Annotated in this window: 18 protein-coding genes; 11 read left to right on the top strand and 7 right to left on the bottom strand. The window is 69.5% G+C overall.

Translation table 11 applies throughout. The features are described 5' to 3' along the window. Positions 1 to 29: 29 nt before the first annotated feature. Together IM632_RS10645 and IM632_RS10640 are read left to right on the top strand one after the other, a co-directional pair. A complete protein-coding gene (locus tag IM632_RS10645; RefSeq protein WP_296484492.1) occupies positions 30 to 1,448 on the top strand; it encodes a coniferyl aldehyde dehydrogenase in 1,419 nt (472 codons plus the stop codon). 65 nt (positions 1,449 to 1,513) lie between these two features. Further along, a complete protein-coding gene (locus IM632_RS10640; protein ID WP_296484489.1) occupies positions 1,514 to 1,894 on the top strand; it encodes a DUF6713 family protein in 381 nt (126 codons plus the stop codon). A 16-nt stretch (positions 1,895 to 1,910) separates the two neighbouring features. Here the strand turns inward: IM632_RS10640 and IM632_RS10635 are convergent, their stop codons facing one another. Both IM632_RS10635 and nhaA read right to left on the bottom strand, forming a co-directional pair. Then, positions 1,911 to 2,864 (bottom strand): calcium/sodium antiporter, encoded by a 954-nt coding sequence (locus IM632_RS10635; RefSeq protein WP_296484486.1) that lies wholly within the window; start codon positions 2,862 to 2,864, stop codon positions 1,911 to 1,913. Positions 2,865 to 2,884: 20 nt separating this feature from the next. Beyond that, a complete protein-coding gene (nhaA, locus tag IM632_RS10630; protein ID WP_296481995.1) occupies positions 2,885 to 4,036 on the bottom strand; it encodes a Na+/H+ antiporter NhaA in 1,152 nt (383 codons plus the stop codon). 341 nt (positions 4,037 to 4,377) lie between these two features. On the opposite strand from nhaA, the gene IM632_RS10625 reads away from it, so the two are divergent. The 4 genes from IM632_RS10625 to IM632_RS10610 all read left to right on the top strand — a co-directional run bounded on the left by IM632_RS10625 (position 4,378) and on the right by IM632_RS10610 (position 7,192). Further along, positions 4,378 to 4,959 carry a TetR/AcrR family transcriptional regulator gene (locus IM632_RS10625; RefSeq protein WP_296481998.1) on the top strand — a complete coding sequence of 194 codons (582 nt, stop codon included), beginning with the start codon at positions 4,378 to 4,380 and terminating at the stop codon, positions 4,957 to 4,959. A gap of 4 nt (positions 4,960 to 4,963) precedes the next feature. Further along, positions 4,964 to 6,043 (top strand): NAD(P)H-binding protein, encoded by a 1,080-nt coding sequence (locus IM632_RS10620; RefSeq protein ID WP_296482001.1) that lies wholly within the window; start codon positions 4,964 to 4,966, stop codon positions 6,041 to 6,043. Between the two features lie 67 nt (positions 6,044 to 6,110). Then, a complete protein-coding gene (locus IM632_RS10615) occupies positions 6,111 to 6,749 on the top strand; it encodes a hypothetical protein (RefSeq protein ID WP_296482004.1) in 639 nt (212 codons plus the stop codon). Positions 6,750 to 6,751: 2 nt separating this feature from the next. Then, positions 6,752 to 7,192, top strand: a complete 441-nt coding sequence (locus IM632_RS10610; RefSeq protein ID WP_296482035.1) for a lipocalin-like domain-containing protein — start codon at positions 6,752 to 6,754, stop codon at positions 7,190 to 7,192. A 16-nt stretch (positions 7,193 to 7,208) separates the two neighbouring features. On the opposite strand, the gene IM632_RS10605 is transcribed toward IM632_RS10610, so the two are convergent. Beyond that, positions 7,209 to 8,081 (bottom strand): aminoglycoside phosphotransferase family protein, encoded by an 873-nt coding sequence (locus tag IM632_RS10605; RefSeq protein ID WP_296482006.1) that lies wholly within the window; start codon positions 8,079 to 8,081, stop codon positions 7,209 to 7,211. A 91-nt stretch (positions 8,082 to 8,172) separates the two neighbouring features. On the opposite strand from IM632_RS10605, the gene IM632_RS10600 reads away from it, so the two are divergent. Further along, positions 8,173 to 9,027: a thioesterase family protein gene (locus tag IM632_RS10600; RefSeq protein WP_296482009.1), complete on the top strand. Its 855-nt coding sequence runs from the start codon at positions 8,173 to 8,175 to the stop codon at positions 9,025 to 9,027. A 181-nt stretch (positions 9,028 to 9,208) separates the two neighbouring features. Then, positions 9,209 to 10,681: a hypothetical protein gene (locus tag IM632_RS10595; RefSeq protein WP_296482012.1), complete on the top strand. Its 1,473-nt coding sequence runs from the start codon at positions 9,209 to 9,211 to the stop codon at positions 10,679 to 10,681. Positions 10,682 to 10,850: 169 nt separating this feature from the next. On the opposite strand, the gene IM632_RS10590 is transcribed toward IM632_RS10595, so the two are convergent. Beyond that, positions 10,851 to 11,648 (bottom strand): SDR family oxidoreductase, encoded by a 798-nt coding sequence (locus tag IM632_RS10590; protein WP_296482015.1) that lies wholly within the window; start codon positions 11,646 to 11,648, stop codon positions 10,851 to 10,853. Between the two features lie 84 nt (positions 11,649 to 11,732). Continuing rightward, entirely contained in the window at positions 11,733 to 13,781 is a 2,049-nt protein-coding gene (locus tag IM632_RS10585) for a prolyl oligopeptidase family serine peptidase (RefSeq protein WP_296482018.1), read from the bottom strand. A gap of 169 nt (positions 13,782 to 13,950) precedes the next feature. Here IM632_RS10585 and IM632_RS10580 point away from each other — a divergent pair, with 169 nt between their 5' ends. Together IM632_RS10580 and IM632_RS10575 are read left to right on the top strand one after the other, a co-directional pair. Further along, complete coding sequence (locus IM632_RS10580; protein ID WP_296503182.1) at positions 13,951 to 15,486, top strand: sulfatase-like hydrolase/transferase; 1,536 nt, start codon at positions 13,951 to 13,953, stop codon at positions 15,484 to 15,486. Between the two features lie 26 nt (positions 15,487 to 15,512). Next, on the top strand, positions 15,513 to 16,469 hold the full coding sequence (locus tag IM632_RS10575) for an alpha/beta hydrolase (RefSeq protein ID WP_296525213.1): 957 nt from the start codon (positions 15,513 to 15,515) through the stop codon (positions 16,467 to 16,469). Between the two features lies 1 nt (position 16,470). On the opposite strand, the gene IM632_RS10570 is transcribed toward IM632_RS10575, so the two are convergent. Next, entirely contained in the window at positions 16,471 to 17,310 is an 840-nt protein-coding gene (locus IM632_RS10570; RefSeq protein ID WP_296552314.1) for a methyltransferase domain-containing protein, read from the bottom strand. A gap of 70 nt (positions 17,311 to 17,380) precedes the next feature. Here IM632_RS10570 and IM632_RS10565 point away from each other — a divergent pair, with 70 nt between their 5' ends. Continuing rightward, positions 17,381 to 18,427 (top strand): serine hydrolase domain-containing protein, encoded by a 1,047-nt coding sequence (locus IM632_RS10565; RefSeq protein ID WP_296502512.1) that lies wholly within the window; start codon positions 17,381 to 17,383, stop codon positions 18,425 to 18,427. Positions 18,428 to 18,434: 7 nt separating this feature from the next. On the opposite strand, the gene IM632_RS10560 is transcribed toward IM632_RS10565, so the two are convergent. After that, positions 18,435 to 19,895 (bottom strand): NAD(P)/FAD-dependent oxidoreductase, encoded by a 1,461-nt coding sequence (locus IM632_RS10560; RefSeq protein WP_296482033.1) that lies wholly within the window; start codon positions 19,893 to 19,895, stop codon positions 18,435 to 18,437. Between the last annotated feature and the right edge of the window lie 220 nt (positions 19,896 to 20,115).

The raw sequence follows: 20,115 nt of genomic DNA, 5'->3' as shown, positions 1-20,115 counted from the left end.
CTATACACCGTAAAGTCGGAGGGATCCCCATGGACATGCAGGCCATCCTTGAGCGCCAGAAGGCCGCCCACCTGCGCGATGGCGAGGCCAGCGCAGCCCTGCGTATCGAGCGCATCGACCGCTGCATCCGGCTCCTGCGCGAGAACCGCCGGTCCATCGAGGAGGCGCTGAACGACGACTTCGGTTCGAGGTCGCGCGAGGCCACGGCCTTCACCGACGTCGCCGCCTCCATCGCGCCCCTGCAGTACGCCCGCGAGCATCTCGCCAGGTGGATGCGCCCTGAGAAGCGCAAGCCGACGCCGGCGATCCTGGGCCTGTTCGGCGCCCGGACCGAGGTGCGCTTCCAGCCGAAGGGCGTGGTGGGGGTGATCAGCCCCTGGAACTTCCCGATCAACCTGACGTTCGGACCTCTGGCGGGCATCCTCGCCGCCGGCAACCGGGCGATGATCAAACCCTCAGAGTACACCCCGGCCACCTCGGACCTTATGCGCACAATGTTCGCCGGCGCCTTCTCCGAGGAGGAGATCGCCGTGGTGATCGGCGGCCCGGAGGTGGGCGAGGCCTTCTCGCGCCTGGCCTTCGACCACCTGATCTTCACCGGGGCGACCTCCATCGCCCGGCACGTGATGAAGGCGGCGGCGGAGAACCTCGTGCCCGTGACCCTGGAGCTCGGCGGCAAGAGCCCGGTCATCCTCGGCCGGTCGGCGGACCTCAAGGTGGCCGCGGCCCGGGTGATGAACGGCAAGACGCTGAACGCCGGCCAGATCTGTCTGGCGCCCGACTATGTCCTGGCGCCGAAGGACCGGGTGGAGGGTTTCGTCGACGCCGCCCGCGCCTCTGTCGCCAGCCTGTTCCCGACGATCAAGGACAATCCCGACTACACCTCGATCATCGCCCAGCGTCACTATGACCGGATCACCGGCTATATCGACGACGCCCGGGCCAAGGGCGCCCGGGTGATCGAGCTGAAGCCCGAGGGCGAGGACCTTTCCCAGCAGCCGCACCGCAAGATCGCCCCGACCCTGATCCTCGAGCCCACCGACGACATGAAGGTGATGCAGGAGGAAATCTTCGGACCGGTCCTGCCGATCAAGAGCTATCAGACCCTCGACGAGGCCCTGGACTATGTGAACCGCCGCGACCGGCCCCTGGGCCTCTACTATTTCGGCGACGACGCGGCCGAGCGCGAAGCGGTGCTGAGCCGCACGACGGCCGGCGGCGTCACTGTGAACGACGTGGTCATGCATGTGGTGCAGGAGGACCTGCCCTTCGGCGGCGTCGGTCCCTCCGGCATGGGCAGCTATCACGGGGTCGACGGCTTCCGGGAGTTCAGCCACCGCAAGGCCGTCTTCAGCCAGATGAAGAAGGACATCGGCCCCCTGAAGATGATGCGCCCGCCCTACGGACCGGCGATCCGGAAATATCTGGACAGCCAGATCGGCGGTTAACCCGCTCGACCTCCTCCGGCCCGGCGGCATCGCGGCGGGTCAATCGGAACCGCCGGGGTTTGCCCATGGTCACGAAGATGCGCGCGGCGGACGGTCTGTACTCGCTGACCCTGGCCTTCTTTGTCTCGCATGAGATCGACGCCGCCTACCGCCATGAATGGCGGGTTCTTCCCCTGACGAGCTTCCTGCCGGACAATGTCGGGCGGGAGCTTTTCATCTGGCTCCACGTCCCCCTCTTCGCGGCGATCCTGATCTACGGGACCCGGCGTCCCGTGAGGGTCTGGCTGGCGGCGTTCGCCGTGGCGCACGTCCTGCTCCACTGGATGTTCAGGAACCATCCGGCCTACGAGTTCAACACCCCCTCGTCCTGGCTCCTGATCCTCGGGGCCGGGCTGTTCGGCGCCCTGTACCTGGCGGCGGACCGGCCCTGGCGAAAGGCCGCCTGAGCCGCTCGCGCCGGCCTCACTTCGACAGAAGGAGGTAGACGAAGGCGGCGTAGGCGGCGAGGAAGGCGACGCCTTCCAGTCGTGTCAGCCGTCGTCCGGTGAGGGCGAAGACCAGCAGCAGGGCGGCGGAGCCAATGAGGGCGCCCCAGTCGAGCAGGCCTACGTCCTTCGGGATCGGCAGGGGATGAATGAGGGCGGTCAGGCCCAGTATGCCGAGGATGTTGTAAATGTTCGACCCGACGATGTTGCCGAAGGCGACATCGGATCGGCCCTTGAGGGCGGCCGCGAGAGTCGCCACGAGTTCTGGCAGAGACGTGCCGATCGCAACGATGGTCAGACCGATCACGGTCTCGGAAAGGCCGGCGATCCGCGCCGTCGCGACGGCGCCCGTGACCAGGAGATTCGCCCCCAGCATCAGCAGGCCGAGGCCCGCCGTCACAAACAGGGCCGAGACCCAGAGCGCTTGAGGCGCCGGGTCGTGGGTGTGTGAAGACTCCACATGCACCTCCGCCGCCGCCCCGCCCCGGCTCTCAATGCGCCAGACCGTGAAGACGTAAACCGCCAGCCCGGCGAGGAGCAGGAGCCCGATCATCCGGTTGAGCTCCCCAAAGGTCAGGGCGAGGGCGGCCAGGCCTATGGAAACGACGAGGGCGATCACGCCGTCGCGCCCGACCGCCGCCGGATTGACCGCGATCGGCTTGATCAGCAGCACCAGCGCCAGGATGAGAAGGATGTTGCCGATGTTGGAGCCGAGCACATTGCCCAGGGCGATGCCCGGCGATCCGGCCAGGGCCGCGTCTATGCTGGTGATCAGCTCGGGGGACGAAGTGCCGAAGCCCACCAGGGTCAGCCCGATCAGGAGCTCCGAGAGGCCAAGCCGTCGGGCGACGCCCACCGCACCGCGAATGACGCCTTCGCCCCCCAGTGCAAGCAGGGCGAGACCGGCGATGATCTGAATGGCGATTTCCAAGTGAGGCCTCGAGCGGTGATCTAGGTTTTCGGAGGGGGAAGCAGCCGGAAGGCGATAAGCCCCAGCAGCAGCGAGAGCGACGAGCCCATCAGAACGCCCAGCCGCGCCTGCGCCTCTCCGGCGACGTCGCCGTCGAAGGCGAGGGCGCCGATGAAGAGGCTCATGGTGAAGCCGATGCCGCAGAGGCATCCGACGCCGATCAGTTGGCCGAGCGAGAAGGGCAGCGGGTTCCGCGCCAGCCGTGCGGCGGCGAGGGCGAAGAGGGTGACGCCGATCGGCTTGCCGATCGCCAGTCCGAGAGCGACGCCCGCCGAGACCCCGGCGAGGATGTCCTGCGGCTTCAGGCCGGCGAGGGAGACCCCCGCGGCGCTGAAGGCGAAGATGGGCAGGACGACATAGGCCGAGAACGGGTGGATGTAGTGTTCAAGCCGCCCGAGCAGGGTGTCGTCGCTCCCGATCGGCCGGGGCGGCACGATGAAGGCCGCAGCCACCGCCATGACGGAGGTGTGCACCCCGGACTCCTTGGACAGGCCCCAGGTGATCACCGCGACGGCCGGATAGATCCACATCGGCAGGGGGCGCAGCCGGCCGAGGCCGTAGACGAGACCCAGAAGGGCCAGGGCCGCAAACAGCGGCACATAGGCCAGCTCGGCGGTGAACAGGACGGCGATCAGGACGATGGCCATCAGGTCGTCGACGACGGCCAGCGTCAGCAGGAAGAGCCTGAGGCTCGGGTTGGCCTTCGGTGCGATGAGGGCCAGAGCGGCGAGGGCGAAGGCGATGTCGGTGGCGACCGGCACCGGCCAGCCGCGCGGATCCACGCCTCCGGCATAGGCGCTGTAGATCAGGACCGGAAGCAGGGCGCCGCCGAAGGCCGCCGCGACCGGCAGCAGAACGGTCTTGGGGTTGGAGAGCTCGCCGACGGTGAGTTCGCGCTTCAGCTCAAGGCCGATGACATAGAAGAAGATGGCCATCAGGCCGTCCTTCACCCAGTCCTTCAGGGCGCCGCCCACCTGCCAGAAGCCGAGATCGAGGACCAGCGGCGTCTTGAGCCAGGCGTTGTAGCCGGACGCCAGGGGCGAATTGGCGACGAGGATGGCGGCCGCGGCGGCCAAGGCGATCAACAGCCCGCCGGCGGCCTCGGTTTTCAGGAACTTCAGGACGGCTGTCATGATCGTCTCCGGGCGGAACAGGCGGCAGGGCGCTCCGGCGCTGGGCGGGGCCGGGCGACGGCGGGCCGCGCCCATATACGGCGCCAGGCGCGGGAACTGAACCTCTTGAGCGGTCATCCGCCCCGGTTTTGGGGCGGCGTCATGCCGGCGAGGGGCGGGCGGCTGGCCCGGCATGACCTTCGGCCGGCGTTCGAGGACGGCGCAGGTTCCTTCCGTCGTCTGGAACACCCGCTTCCAGGAGCAGGAGGAGCCGCCCCGGCAACCGCGCCCGGCCTTCCAGTCCGGGTTCCCGGAGACACAAGGCTTGACAGACGGTGAGCAAATGCTAACTTCATGAAATGATGCACGCGCCACTCCCCTTCTTCGTATCCAGCACTGATCCGCCCGCAAAGCAGTCGATCCTGCTCTCGGCGATGGACCTGTTCGCCTCGCGAGGGGTGGATGGCGTGACCGTCCGGGATATCGCGGCGCGTTCGGGCTACAGTAATCCCGCCCTCTTCAAGCACTTCAGCACGAAGGAGGACCTGGCGCGGAGCCTGTTTGAGGCCTGCTATCGGCGCCTCGCCGCCACGGTGATGACCCCGTCCGCAGATCTGCGGTCCGCCATTACGGGCGCCCTTGTGCTGATCGAAACCTCTCCTGACGCCATTCATTTCGTACTCGAGAACCTCCGCCGGTACTGGCGCGACTTGCCGGGTGACGCCCGCGCGCTCGGATTGCCGGGCGCCGTGCGCCGCCTGGTCGAGACGGCGCAGGCCCGCGGCGAGGTCCGCCCGGGTGTCGACGCGAACCTGGCCGCAGCTCTCATCCTGGGCCTGGTCGCCCAGATCGCGCGCATGGCGCATTTCGAAGAGCTTCCGCGCCGTCCCAGTGAATTGACGGCGGACATTCTCGACCTGATTGAACGCGGCCTTGGAGGGTAAAGGCATGTCACTTGAGTTAGCAAATGATCACCCCAACGCCTGGGCCCTCTTCGGGGCGACAGGCGTGACGGGTCAGATGGTCCTCGAGCAGGCGATGCAGAGGGGACACAGGCCTCTCCTGGTCGGCCGCGACCCACAGCGGCTGATGGCCCTCGCCGCGCCCAGAGGTCTGGAGTTCAGGCAGGCGAACCTCGCGGACCCCGAGAGCCTCGCCGTGGCGCTGAAGGGGCGCCGCGCCCTGCTCAATGTGGCGGGGCCATTCAGCGAGACGGGCCTCCCCCTGATCCGGGCCGCCCTGTCGGCGGGTCTTTCCTACGCCGACCTCAACGGCGAGGCGCCTGCGCTTCAGCGGCTTCTCGACATGGATGGTGAGGCCCGGCGGGCCGGGCTCACCCTGGTCGGCGGGGCGGGGTTCGGCATCGCTGCCTCCGATGGCCTGGCGGCGATGGTGTCAGAGGCCCTGGGCGGCGCAGATTGGCTCCGGATCAGCGTGGCGTCGGACTCCGCCCACGACTCCCCCGCCGTCGCCGAGAGCACCCTGGCCGTCCTTGCGGGCGGCGGTCGGGAAATCATCGATGGCGAGGTTGTCCGCCGGAACCTCGGGCGCAGGCGCTGGCGGGTCCTGGGCGCCGACGGCTCCCGCCAGGCCTTCGCTAGCGCACCCCTGGCGGATCTCGTCGGCGCCCGTCACGCCACCGGCGTCCGCCAGATTGTCGCGGGCGTACCGATGCCGGCGTCGCAAGCCGCGGTCCTGTCCGTCATCGCGCCGGTCCTGCCGGCCCTGCTGAAAATCCCCACCGTTCGCCGGCAGATCCTGTCCAGCAGCGGGCATTCGGGAGTTGCAGGGCTCCGGGCGCCCGTCTCCCGCGTCTGGGTGGAGGGCGGTCGTGGGGATGCCCGGTGCACCGGGCGCCTGGAGGGCGGCGAGGGTTACGCCATGGCGGCGGAGATCGCGGTGCGGGCTATGGAAGCCATTTGCGGCGGCAAGGCTCCGATCGGCGCCCATACCCCCGCCACCGCCTTCGGGCCGGACTTCATCCGCAGCGTCAACGGGGTGCGGATCAACTTCGACGTAAAGCCCTGAAGGCCGGCCCACAGGGCGAAAGGGGGGCGGCCTCCTGCGCCGCGCCGCAAGCAAGGAGACCTCTCGCATGTACGCCATCGCGCATGGAACGACGGCCCTGGCGATCAAGCGCGTCTTCCCCGACGCGCCCCTGCCCGCCCTTCTCGTTGCCGTCCAGGCCGTCGAACTGCTCTGGATCGGGTTCACTTATCTCGGGATCGAGCGGTTCACGACCACGCAGACCTCCGTCCATCTCAGCTTCCTGCCCTACTCTCACGCTCTGGGGACCGGGGCGGGGCTGGCGATTGCGGTCCTGGTCCTCGGCGCATGGCTGGGCCGCCCTCGGATCGGGCTGGCCCTGGCCCTCGCGGTCATCTCGCATGTGCTGCTGGATCTCATCCACCACGAACCGGACATCAGCCTCCTGCCCCTCGCCGGATCGCCGCGCTTCGGATTCAACCTGGCAGGTGCGCCCTGGGCCGACCTCGCCATCGAGACCGCCTACGGCGTGGCCTGCTGGAAGCTCTTCCGGGGCTCGACCCCTCTGCTCTTCGCCATCCTCATCCTGAACCTTCTGAACGCGCCGCTGATGAACCCTGCGCCTGCGGCGGTCGCCCTGATCAGCGCTCATCGCTGGATGCTTCCCACCGTCATTCTTTTCCAGTTCCTGCTGACTTCCACCCTGTTGCTCCGCCTCTCCCGGCCGTCCGAGGGAGGGATCGCTTGACCGTGGCGTTGACCGGTGTCTGGAGGCTCGTCGAATGGGTGAAGGTCCACGCGGCCGGCCCGGTTGAACACCCGTTCACTGAGAGGGCGCAGGGCCGGGTCCTCTACGCCCCACAGGGAGTCATGGCCGGATTTCTCATGCATCCGGAATGGCCGGCGCAGGGCCGGGTTTCGGGCGTCCAGAATGACGGCTTCATCGCCTATTCCGGGCGCTACGAGGCACACGATGGCGCAATCCGCCATTACGTCGACATGGCGACAGAGCCAGGTTGGGTTGGCGCGGTGCTGGAACGTTACAGCCAGGCGGAAGGTCCGTTGCTGGTGCTGACCACCCGTCCCGTCGGTCAGCCGGCGAGCGCTGCCGGATGGCTGCACCACCGCCTGACCTTCAGGTCCGAAGCGCCCCGGGGACGCCGGGCCTGCCCTCCCCCCGGCCGACCTTGAGAAGGGCGGCTGAGCCTCACCCCATCCCCAGCGCAGCCAGGGCGAGGTCACGCCGCCTTGTCATGGCTCCACGCAGACGCTCCAGCTCCTCCGGGGCCAGGCCCCAGCCGTCCATGAAGGTGAGCTGGGCGCTGGGCATGTAGAGGTCCCACCAGGCCAGGCGGGCCGGGTGCGTCGGGGCGAGGGCGCCGTAGGTCTCGGCCAGGCTCTCGGCGGCCCCGGCGCCGAAGCGGCTGTGCAGGTCGCAGCGGGCCGCGGCCAGTTCGGCCATGGGATCGCCCAGGCAGGCGTCCTCCCAGTCCAGCAGGCCGGCCAGTTCTCCACCCCGCCAGAGGAGATTGCCCATCCAGAAGTCTCCGTGCAGCAGGCGGGGCGACCCTTCAAGGGGCGGGCAGGCGGCTTGGACCGCCGCGTCTGCGGGGAAGAGATCCGGCCGCCAGGCCTTCAGGTCGGGCAGGGGGTCGGTGAAGCTCCGCATGGCCGGCAGGCCGTGCTCCGGGCCGAGCCGGTGCAGGGCCGCCAGCGCCGAGGCCATTGGCCCGATGAGGCTGGCGGGCGCCCCCGGGGGCGGCTCTGCCCCGCCGTCCAGGAAGTCGAGGACCAGGGTGTCCGGCGGATCGAAGCGGCGCAGCCGCGGGGCCGGGATCCCGAGGCCGGGAAGGCGCGCCAGCAGGGCGGCCTCTAGGGCGGCGCGTTCCGCAGGCGGCGGCTTGCCCGGCATGACCTTGGGCCGGCGCTCGACGACCGCCTCGATTCCGCAGGCCGTCTGGAACACCAGCTTCCGGATGTGCGAGGAGACGCCGCCCGCGAGGAGCTCCGCCGACAGGAGCCGGCCCTCGGGGTCGAGGCTGCGGACCCGGGCTTCGGCGTCGATGAAGGGGGTGTCCATCCGCGAAGGGCTCCGAACCTGGCGTTGGCGCAGGCTACCATGCCTGCCCGCCCTTCCAATTCCCGCCTGGCCCGGTGTAGGGGTCCCGGCCATGACGACAGACGCCCCGACCCACCAGATGATCCTCGAGCGCCTCGGACCGGGGCGCTGGCGCGTGCCCGCCGGCGAGGAGTGGCGCAACCCCTCCGGCGGGCTCTGGGGCGGTTACGCCATCGGCCTCGCCACCCGCATCGTCCAGGCCGAGCCCGAGCGGGTGGGCGAGGTCCTGTCCCTGACCCTGACCTATGCCGCCGCCTTGCCGGCGGGCGACCTGGATGTGCGCACCCGCCGGATCCGCCAGGGCGGCTCAGTGGGGGTCTGGGAGGTGGAGCTGCGCCCGCCAGGCTCCGAGGAGGTGGGCGTCCACGCCATCGTCACCACGGCGAAGCGGCCCGACACCCCGCCCTTCGCCTTTGTCACCATGCCGCAGGCGCCGGATCCGGACAGCCTGCCGGCCCCGGAAATCCCCAATGCCCGCCAGCACTTCGGCTCCACCGTACTGGAACGCCGCAGCCTCGACGGCTTCCCGCCCAGGCCCTCTGCAGGATCGCGGTCCCTGGCCTGGGTGCGCTCGCGCCGGGAGCCTTTGGACAAAGCCCTCCTGGGCATGATCACCGACAACTCCCCGCCCCGGGCCATGTACGCCTTCGGCATGGGCGTCTCGACCACCACCCTGTCCCTGACGGTCTATCTGCACGCCACCGACGAAGAGGTGGCGGAGGTCGGCAATGACTTCATCCTGGTGGAGTACGAGGGCCGGGTGGGAGGCGGCGGCGCCTCGGACGAACGCTCCAGTTACTGGCGCCGTGACGGCAAGCTCCTGGCCACCTCCGAGCAGCTGGTCTGGTACCGCAAGGCTCCGCCCCCGCCGCCGGAGTCGCCCGGCTATGGCGTAACACTCGGTTAACCTTAATTGGCGAACAGTAGGGGCCCCGGAACCGGACGCTCCCCATGCACAAGGCCCGCCAATTCGCATCCGCCCCGGCTGCGGCCAGGGCCGGAAGACGCCGGTTCGCCGGAACCTGCCCCCCGGGCGCTTCGCGACCGCGCGCCCTGACTTCCAAAATCATTCCCCGGAGCCGGAACCCATGAGTCTGGAGAACATCCTCGCAGAGGGCGTGCGAGACGCCGACCTGCCAGCCGTCCGCCGGATCGCCGAGGTCTGGTCGAGCCTCCTTCGCCCGGACCAGTTGGCTGGTTTCAAGGCGGACGACGTGCAGGACCGCATTGTGCGTCTGATCGAGAGCGGGGGCCTGAACGAGAACGCGCAGATCACCCTTGCCTCGACCCTTCGGGAACTCTCCCTGCTGCGCAGTCCCGCCCTCCCGCCCGCGCTGGTGGCGCGGGTGAACCATGTCTGCCGTCCTATCTTCACCCGCTTCGCCGACGCTCTGGCCATGGCGCCCCGGAGCCTTCCCCTGCCCCGGATCCGGGCGGCCCATGTTCTCTTTGTCGGATCGCTCCAGGACACCTATGACCTGCCATCGACAACGGCGATCGACTTCGCGGCCGTCCTCGCCCTCGACCCTAAGGTCAAGCGCATCGAGATCGTCCACTCCGGCTCCATCACGCCCGACATGGGCGCCTACATTCAGGACGCCCTGGGCTCGCATCGAGAGGATCTGGAGGTCCTGCTCGTCTCGACCCTCGAGAACGAGAACTTCATGGCCGACATCCTCGGCCGAGGTCCCTGCGCCTTCCACTTCTGCGGAGAGTCCGCCTTCTCGCCGGTGATCAGCCTGGTGAGCCGGCTGGGGCCGACCCTCATGTACGTTGCTTCCGACGACGCGCCTGTTCAGTATGCGGACGTCTACTGGGGTCGTCGATCTCATGAAGAGATCACGGCCCTCTGGGGCGCTCAGGGCGCGCCGGCCGCCTTCGCCGCCAACCATGTCCAGACCCTTGAGGTCCCGGGTCGGGTCACTCCGGCTCCCGAGCCCCTGCCCCGCGCCGATCTTGGCCTTCCCGAGGACGCCCTGGTGATCGCCACGGTGGGCGACCAATTGGACGCGGATATGGACGAAGCCTACATCACCGGGATGGAACTGGCGATCCGGGACCGGCCGGACTGTGTCTGGCTGGTCGCTGGCGAACTGCCGGATTATCTCTCGGACGCCTGCCAGCAGGTCCTCGGATCCCAGTTCTTGTATATTCCGGAGCCGTCCGACCTCGCCAGACTCCTGACCGTGGTCGACGTCTACGCCAATCCGTTCCGCGCGGCAGGAGGCGCCAGCGCCCGTCTTGCGGCCGCGGCCGGCGCGGCCATCCTGACCCTGGACCGGGGCGAGGTGGCCGCCATTGCCCCGCCGGACTTCCAGGGCCAGGATACGGAGGACTATCTTCGCCGCCTGAACGCCCTGATCGCCCTCCCGGAACTTCTCGCCGCGCTGAAGGGACGTCAGGCCGAGCACTTCGCGCAGATCGGAGACCAGAAGGCCCTCCTCGCCAGCCTCCAGAAGATGGTGCGGACCGCGGCCCGACGTTACGGTGAAAGGGGCGACGGCCTGCCGCTCTCCCAGACCGTGTTTGCGCCGAAGGGCGCACTGGCTGCGGCCAGCTGACCCTCGACTTGCCGAACCCGTTTGGCGTCACCGGGCGCCTTGGCCACGTGTCCTCCTGAGGTTGCCCCAGCTCAAGGCCGCGGCGCGTTTCGCGGGCGTGCAACCGATCACCCCGGCGGGCCATTCTGGCGGGCCTTGGCTGACTCCCGGACGCACCTGCGTCCGGTCTTCAGAGGGCGAAGGTGAAGCCGCCGTTCACGGGATAGACCTGTCCGGTGATCCAGCTTGAAGCGTCAGACGAGAGGAATAGGACCATGTTCGCCACGTCGTCCGGCCGGCCGGGCCGGCGGATGATGTACTTCTCCATCTGGCGCTTCAGGCGCTCGGGATCGCCGTTCAGGGTGCGCTCCACCGCCGGGGTGGCGGTCAGGGCGATGGCCACGGAGTTCGCCGTAATCCCGTAGCGGCCCAGGGTCCGGGCCACCGAGCGCATAAAGCCCGCCGCGCCCGCCTTGCCCGCAGCGTAGATCTCCATGTTGGCGTCGCCCCAGCGACCGGCGTCGGAGATGATGGTCACGATCCGCCCCGGCGCCTGACGGGCGATCATGCCCGGGATGACGGCGCCGGTGCAGTTGATGACGCCGTAGAGATTGACCCCCAGGAAGGTCTGCCAGACTTCCGGTCCGGTCTCCCAGAAGGGCAGGCGCGCATCCGCCGACGGCGTCGCCCCGGCGTTGCCGGCGTTGTTCACCAGCACGCCGATGGCCCCGAGGTCGGACGAGCCCTTGGCCACCATCTCCTTGACCGCCGCCTGGCTCGAGACATCACACTGCAGGGCCAGGGCCTTGCCGCCAGCGGCGCGGATTTCCTCGGCCACGGCCTCGGCGCGCTCGAGCACGAAGTCGTTGACCACCACGCCGCCGCTGTTGGCCGCTCCGCCCAGGTGAAGGGCGATCTGCCGTCCCACGCCCTGGCCCGCCCCCGTCACCAGAGCCACGCGGCCGCCCAGATCCAGAATGTCCGTCATCTTGTCTCCTCCCTCGCTCCAGCGGGTTCCCGCCTATCCTAGATCGGCTTTTCGCGGAAAGGGGAACCGGAATCGTGGGGCGGGTCAGTCCATCAGCCTCTGCAGGAGGTAGGTGTACTCCAGGGCCTGGCGCAGGGCCCGCTCGTTCAGGTTGGCCGCCGCCGCATGCCCGCCGTCGATGTTTTCGTAGTAGAGATAGTCGTAGCCCAGCTCCCCCAGCCGCGCGGCGGCCTTGCGGGCGTGGGCGGGATGGACGCGATCATCCTTTGTCGAGGTCTCAATGAAGACCTGCGGATAGGACTGGCCCGCCTTCAGGTTCTGGTACGGCGAGTAGGAGAGCAGCATCTCGCGCTCAGCCGGGATGGCCGGGTCGCCGTACTCTCCCACCCAGGAGGCGCCGGCCCCGATCTGCGTGTAGCGGATCATGTCGAACAGGGGCACCTGGATGACCACCGCGTTGTAGAGCTCAGGGCGCTGGGTCAGGGCCACGCCCATCAGCAGGCCGCCGTTGGAGCCGCCCATGATCCCCAGGCGCCGGGGCGAGGTGTAGCCTCGGCGGATCAGGTCCTCAGAGACGGCGAAGAAGTCCTCATAGACCCGCATGCGGTTCAGCTTCAGACCGGCGTTGTGCCAGCGCGGCCCGAACTCGCCCCCGCCCCGGATGTTGGCGACGACATAGATTCCGCCCTTCTCCACCCACAGCTTGCCGGGGATGGCGGCGTAGGCTGGCGTCTGGCTGACCAGGAAGCCCCCATAAGCGTAGAGCAGGGTCGGGTTCGCCCCGTTCATCGGCGCGTCCTTCCGGCGCACTACGGAATAGGGAACCCGGGTCCCGTCCTTCGAGACCGCCCAGTGCTGCTCGGCGACCATGTTCGAGGCGTCGAACCGGGGCGGCAGGCTGCGCAGGCGATCCGTCGCGCCGGTCCCGGCCTCGGCCAGCCATTGGCTGGTGGGGGAAAGGTAGCTGGCTGCGCTCACCAGGATCCGGTCGCTGTCGTCCGACGCCGAGGTCAGGGTCAGGGTGGAGTCCGAGGGCAGGTCGAGGGTCTGCGAGGTCCAGGCGCCGCCGTCCCGTTTCAGGCTGCGGACCTGTCCCCGGACATTGTCCAGGAGTCCGATGACAAGGCGGTCGCGGGTCGAGGCGACCTGCTCGACGCTCTGGCTCTGCGTCGGGCGCAGGACCAGGTTTGGCTTCAGGGCGCCGGGCGTGGCCCGGACCGCCGCGAGGTCGAAGTCTACCAGATCGCCGGCCTTCAAGCCGGTTTCGGTCCAGTCCGCCTCCAGGCTGACCACCAGCCGGCCGGCGACCAGGGCCTGAAGGGTCGAGCGCAGGGGCAGGGCCAGCTTCAGGGTCCGGTCTCCCGCCAGAAGGTGATACTCGGCGCTGAAGGTGTCGAGGGGCCGGGCCAGGATCGCAGCCTCGACCTGTCCCCCGACGTTCCGGAAGACCTGTCCGTACACGCCATAGCCGCCGTCCGTCCGCTCACCTCGGAACACCTCCCGGGCCTGGGCGAGGGTCTGGCCGCGGGACAGGAGGCGCGCAATGTAGGGATAGCCCGAGGAGGTGCTCTCGTCGGGCGACAGAGCGGTGACGACCAGCAGGGTGTCGCGGTCGATCCAGCCGAACCGGTGCTTGCCCTCCGGAAGACGGAAGCCGTTACCCAGGAACCGGCCCTCAAGGGCGTCGAACTCCCGCACCGTCACGGCGTCCTTGCCGCCATCCGACAGGCTCACCAGGCACAGGCGGTTGTCCGGCGCCAGGCAATCGGCCCCGGCGAACACCCAGTTGGCCTTCTCGACCCTCGCCAGGGCGTCGACATCGAGGATCGTCCGCCAGACCGGAGCGCCCGACCGGTAGCCGGCGAGGTCCGTCTCGCGCCAAAGGCCCCGGACGTGGGTGCGGTCCTGCCAGAAGTCCCGGACCTTCTCCCCGCCGGCGAAGGTGATCCCCGGAATACGGTCCGGGGCGGTCGCGATGGCCTGGGCCTCGGCGTAGAGGCCGGCGTACCTCGGGTCGTTCTGCAGCCGGGGCAGGGACCGGGCGTTCTGCGCCTTCGCCCACTCCAGGGCCCGGTCGCCCTCAATCTCCTCCATCCAGGTGTAGGGGTCGTCGGCGGCAAGGGCTTCGGTCATGGCAAGGGTTCCCATTAGGAGTGCCGCCGCCAGGGCGAACGGGCGCAGGACATTCCGCATCATCGCGTCTCCGGATTGGGCGGTTCGCTACAGAGACCCTGCCGCGCCGCCACCGCTGTGCTAGCCTTCCCACGGGCCGGGCGGAAGTCCCGGGCGGGAGGAAACCGACATGTTCACGAGAAGCGTCTTCCTCGCAGCGGCGGCGGGCGCCAGCCTGGCGGCGGTCCCGGCCCTGGCGGCGCCCGCCCGGCCGAACATCATCATCATCCTCGCCGATGACCTGGGCTACGGCGATACGGGCGCCTACGGCTCGCCCCGGGTGAAGACGCCCCACATCGACGCCCTGGCCCGCGACGGCGTGCGGTTCACCCAGGGATACGTCGCCCATCCGGTCTGCGCCCCGTCCCGGGCGGCCTTGATGACCGGGCGCTACCAGACCCGCTTCGGCTACGAGTTCAACCCGGTGGGCCGGGACCGGACCGGAGGGGTCTCCCGGGACGAGGTCTTTCTTCCCAAGGTCCTGAAGGACGCCGGCTATTCCACCGGCATGGTGGGCAAGTGGCACCTGGGCCAGCCCGCCGGCTACCACCCCCTCGACCGGGGCTTCGACAGCTTCTTCGGCGTCATGACCGGGGCGACCTCCTTCATGACCGACTTCAAGGTCGGCGACGAGGAGATCACGCCCCCCGGAGCCGGCGCCTCCTTCGGGATCGCCGAGGGGGTGCAGGCCCCGCCCGGGGCGACCGAGGCCGAGAAGATGGCCCTCTTGCGCCAGGCCGCGCCTGTCCTCCGGGGCCGAGAGGTCGTGCAGGAGACGGCCTACCTCACCGACGCCTTCACCCGCGAGGCGGTCAACTTCATCGACTCCAGCGCCGGCAAGCCCTTCTTTCTCTACCTGGCCTACACCACGCCCCATACGCCGCTCCAGGCCCCGGCCACCTACATCGAACGCAACCGCGCCATCCCCGACAAGGGCCAGCGGGTCTACGCCGCCATGGTCACCGCCCTGGACGACGGCGTCGGCAGGATCCGCGCCGAACTGAAGTCGAGGAAGCTTGAGACGAACACCGTCATCGTCTTCCTGTCGGACAACGGCTGCGCCGGCTATGTCGGGACCGCCTGCACCAACGCGCCCCTGAACGGCTTCAAGGGCCTGCATCTCGAGGGCGGAATCCGCGTGCCCTACATCGTCTCGGCGCCCGGACGCTTCCGGCGCGGCGCGGTGGAGGACCAGGTGGTCTCCAGCCTCGATATCGCCCCCACCGCCGCCGCCCTGGCGGGCGCAACCCTGCCGAGGGGGACGGATGGCGAAAACCTCGCCCCCTACCTTGCCGGACGCGAGCCGAAGCGCTTCGAGCGCCGCCTCTTCTGGCGGACCGGGCCGAACTACGCGATCCGCGACGGCGACTGGAAGCTCTGGAGCGTCAACCGCGCCGAGCCGGGCGAGTCCGAGAGCCAGGCCGCCGGCATCACCCCCGACGGCGTCCAGGCGAGGATCTCCTCCCAGGGCGTCTACGACATGCTCTACAACCTGTCCGAGGACCCTGGCGAGACGCGCAACCTCGCGGCCGCCCGACCCGAGGTCGTTGCCCGCCTCAAGGCCGAGATCGCCGAATGGGACAGGTCCAATGTCCCGGCCCAGTGGACCAGCATGCGTCAGGCGGTCCGCCGTCATGAGGGACAGATGCTCAAGATCTACCCCTGAAGGCCCCCACCCGAAGCCGAGGCTCCATGTCCGAGTCCTTCTCACGCCACCTGGTCGACCCTGAGCTCCTGCCCATGCTCGACGCCTTTCCCACAGTGGTCCTGACCGAGGCCATGCTCCCGGGCATGCGGGGCCGGGCCTCCTGGTTCCCCGCCGACCCCAAGGATGCGGAGCGGACCGATCAGGTCCGCCGCCTCATCCCCGGTCGCACCGGTGATCCCGAGGTCGAGGTCCTCATCTACCGGCCCCGGGGTGTCGAGGGCGCCCTGCCCTGCATCCTTCACATACATGGCGGCGGCTATGTTTCGGGTCGGGCGGACGCCAACGAGGCCCTGCACCGTCCCATGGCCGCCGACCTCGGCTGCGTGATTGTCACGGTGGAGTATCGCCTGGCGCCCGAGACCCGCTTCCCCGGCGCCGTGGAGGACTGCTACGCCGCTCTGGCCTGGACCCTGACTCACGCCGCCGAACTGGGGGTCGACCCGGAGCGGGTCGGGGTCATGGGCGAGAGCGCCGGCGGAGGCCTTGCCGCAGGTCTCGCCCTGCTGGTCCGGGACCGGGGCGAGCACCGGCTCGCCTTCCAGCACCTGATCTACCCGATGATTGACGACCGCACCTGCACGCGCCCCGATCCACACCCCATGACGGGAGAGTTTATCTGGACCGCGCACAACAACCGTTTCGGCTGGGCGGCCCTGCTCGGGCATGAGCCCGGGATCGAAGGGGTCCTGCCCTACGCCGCCGCGGCCCGGGCCGAAAGTCTTGCGGGTCTGCCGCCGACCTTCATCGCCACCGGGGCCCTGGACCTCTTCCTGGAAGAAAACCTCGAATACGCCCGCCGGCTGACCCGCGAGGGGATCCCCACGGAGGTCCATGTCTATCCGGGGGCCTTCCACGCCTTCCAGGTCATGCGCGGGTCGCGGGTCGCCCAGGCGGCGGAGCGCGACAGCCGCGCCGCCCTCGCCCGCTTCCTGAACGGCTGATTCAGGCCGGGTTGCGGGCTCTGACCATCCAGGTCGCCGAAGGCATGTAGACCGCCCCGTCGCGCAGCCAGGGTCGGACCGCCTCGCGGACGCGTTCACGCAGGACAGGCGCCAGGTCCGGCCGTTCCCGGAGGATCGCACCGAGGGGTCCGACCCGGAAGCTCATCTCCACCGTCTCTTCGAGGTCCAGCCCGCCGATCGCCTCATCGTGGGGCGAAATCTTGATCCCGGTGAAGCCTTCGGCCACAAGGATCGTCCGTACACGCTCCGGGTCGGCGAAGGCGAAGGGGCCCGGCGCGCCTGGTTCCGGGGGCGGGGCGAGCGGAACGAGGTCCGCGGCCGTCTCGGCGGGCAGGCGCATCCAGAGGTTCTCGGCCAGGGGTCGCCAGCAGACGAAGGCCAGACGGCCGCCGGGCCTGAGGGAATGCCGGATGTTCCGAAAGGCGGCCGTCGGGTCCGCAAAGAACATGACGCCGAAGCGCGAGAAGACGGCGTCCCGGCCGCCGGGCAGGGCCGCGACCTGGGCGTCCGCCTGCCGGAACTCCAGGCCTTCGGCGCCGGCCGCTTCCGCCCTGCGCCGGGCGACCTCCAGCATGGGCGCCGAGATGTCGAGCCCCAGCACCTCGCCCTCGGGGCCGACCCGCCGGGCCAGCTCCAGGCTGGTGTCGCCGCAGCCGCAGCCAATGTCGATCACGGTCTCGCCGGCCGCCGGCGCCAGCCTGTCCATCGCCGCCAGGCCGAGGGGGCGGATCTGCCGGTCGATCCGGTCCTGCAGGGCCGCCCATGTCCGTCCCGCCACGTCGTTCCAGTAGGCCTCCTGGGCCTCGTTGGCGGCCGCCATCGTCATCCTCCCGCTTGCAGTCGGCTTGTTCGCGTCGCCGTCGACCCCTAGTTTGAGGGGCTCGGGGAAAATGCGCCAGATGTTGCGGCGGCTCGCTGTCCTTTCCGTTCTTCTGTCCCTTGCGGCGGGCGCCGTCCGCGCCGCCGATGCGCCGCCGGGTCTGGATCGCGCCCTCGACGCCATCCTCGCCAGGGGCGCCCCTGGGGTCTCGCTTCTCGTTTACCGGGAAGGGACCCTTCTCTATCGCCTGGACCGCGGCGACCTGGCGCCCGATGCGCGCCTGCCTGTGGCTTCTGCGTCGAAGTGGATGGCGGCGGCCCTGGTCATGACTGTCGTGGACGAGGGGCTCCTGTCGCTTGACGAGCCCATCGGCCGAAGGCTGCCCGAGTTCCGGGGTCCCTCCGGCGAGATCACCCTGCGCCAGCTCCTCTCCTACACCGCGGGCCAGGGCGGCCTCCTCGGGATGTCGGACCTGCTGCAGGATTCCCGACTGACCCTCTCGGAGTCGGCGGCCCGCATCGCCCGCAGGTCCCAGGTGGATCCGCCCGGCGCTGTTTTCCGGTACGGCGGTCCGTCCCTTCAGGTGGCCGGGGCCCTCGTCGAACAGGCGACGGGTCGGCGCTGGGCGGACCTCTTCGCCGAGCGGATCTCCATACCGCTGGGCCTGAAATCAACGACCTGGGGACATCCCCTGCGGCCTCGCCTGGACCCCGCGGAGGTGACCAACCCCAACCTGCAGGGCGGCGTGTACTCAACCGCCGAGGATTATGGCCGTTTCCTCGGCATGCTCGCTGCCGGCGGGACGCTGGAGGGACGCCGGGTGCTCTCGCCGGAAGCGGTCGCGGAGCTGGAGCGCGTGCAGACCGCGGGCAAGCCCATGGCCTATCGCCCGCCGGGCATGGGCGACGTCGACGCCTATGGCCTTGGAACCTGGTGCGAGGCCCAGGACCCGGAGGGGCCCTGCCTCCTGTCCTCCAGCCCGGGCGCCTTCGGCGCCTATCCCTGGATCGACCGGCGGACCGGACTCTACGGCCTGTTCTTCATGCGGCATCACCTGCCCCTGGTCGTCGATCAGATTCGCAGGGCGCGGACCCTCATCCTGTCGGCCGCCCCCTGACCCGCCCTCAGGCCGACAGGGCGTAGTCCTCCAGGACCGGCGCCTTCATCTCCGCCTCGAAGGTCTCGTAGGACCAGGGATAGGTGGCGACATTGCCGTGCGCGTCGAAGTACCAGCTGCGGCAGCCTGAGGCCCAGATCGACCCCGCCAGCTTGTCCTTCAGCGCCTGGGTCCAGGCGGCGGTGGGCTCCGGCCGGGGCGTGATCTCGCTCGCCCGGCCGTCCCGCAGCAGGTCCACCAGCTGCAGAACGTAGTCGAGCTGCCGTTCGGCGGTCATCAGGAAGGAGAAGTTGCCCAGGGGGCTGTTGGGACCGCCCAGCATGAACCAGTTGGGCAGGTCGGGAACTGTCACTCCCCGATAGGTGACATTGCCCTTCGCCCAGGTCTCGGAGAGAGACCGCCCGCTGCGGCCGGTGATGTGCATGTCGCCGAAGGGATGGTGGGCGTCGAAGCCCGTGGCCAGGACCAGAATGTCCAGGTCATGGAGCCGCCCGTCCGCCGTCCGCACCCCACCGGCCTCGATCCGGGCGATGGGGTCTGTCACCAGCTCGGCGTCGGGCCTCTGGATGGCCGGATAGAACAGGCTGGAGACGATCAGCCGCTTGCAGCCCATGCGGTAGTCCGGGGTCAGCCGGGCGCGGAGTTCAGGGTCCGCCACCGTGGCCAGGTTGTCCCTGCAGGCCTGGGCCATACGCGCGTAGACCTCCGGCGCCTCCCCCGCGACGGCTGCGCAGAAGGCGCCGTTGAAGGCCTGGGCGAGGTGGGCGTACTGGTCTTCCAGCAGGGCCGGGTCGGCCCGGTAGGCGGCGCGCTTCTCCTCGGCGATCGGCAGGTTGGGTTCCGGCAGGATCCACTGGGCCGTGCGCTGGAAGAGGCTGACCTTCTCGGCCCGATCGACGATGGCCGGTACGATCTGGATGGCGGTGGAGCCGGTGCCGATGACGCCGATCCGCCGACCCTCCAGGGGGACGGAATGATCCCAGCGCGCGGTGTGGAAGGCCGCGCCGGCGAAGTCGTCCAGTCCCTCGATGTCCGGCAGGGAGGGATGATGCAGGATTCCCACCGCTGTGATGACGGCGTCGAAGCGGCCCTGGGGACCCTGGGTCGTGACGATCTCCCAGCCGCCGCCCGTCCAGGTCGCCGACAAGACCTCGCTGTTGAACCGTATCCGAGCCTCGACGCCATAGTCGGCGGCCACCTTGCGCATGTAGGCCTGGATTTCGGGGCCCGGAGAGTACTTGTGGCTCCAGTCGGGATTGGGGGCGAAGGAGAACCGGTAGAGGTGGGAGGGCACGTCGCAGGTGATGCCTGGATAGGTGTTGTCCCGCCAGGTCCCGCCCGGCTCGCCGGCCTTCTCGAAGATCACCACGTCGCTCACGCCGCGTTCGCGCAGGCGGATGGCGGCGGCGATCCCGCCGGCGCCCGCGCCGATCACTGCGATCCTCAGTCCCCGTCGGGTTCCGGCCATGGAAGTTCTCCTGCTTGAGGGCGATTGTCGTACAGTCGCGGCCCGGGTGGAAGGCCCCCGGATCCGGCCCGGATTGACCGCCGCCGGCTGCGCCGCCTCAACCTGTTCCGCGCCCGGGTTTCCGGGAAGGGGACCAGGCCTTCATGGAACAGCGTGAGCCGGAGTTCCGCAGTCAATCGCTCCGCAGGGGTCGGGGGCGGATTTTTTCGACCCACCCCTT

It is taken from the genome of Phenylobacterium sp. (genome assembly GCF_020402505.1).
GTDB lineage: Bacteria > Pseudomonadota > Alphaproteobacteria > Caulobacterales > Caulobacteraceae > Phenylobacterium.
The sequence above is the reverse complement of the archived record's forward strand: the minus strand, read 5'-3'. Positions and strand labels throughout refer to the sequence as shown.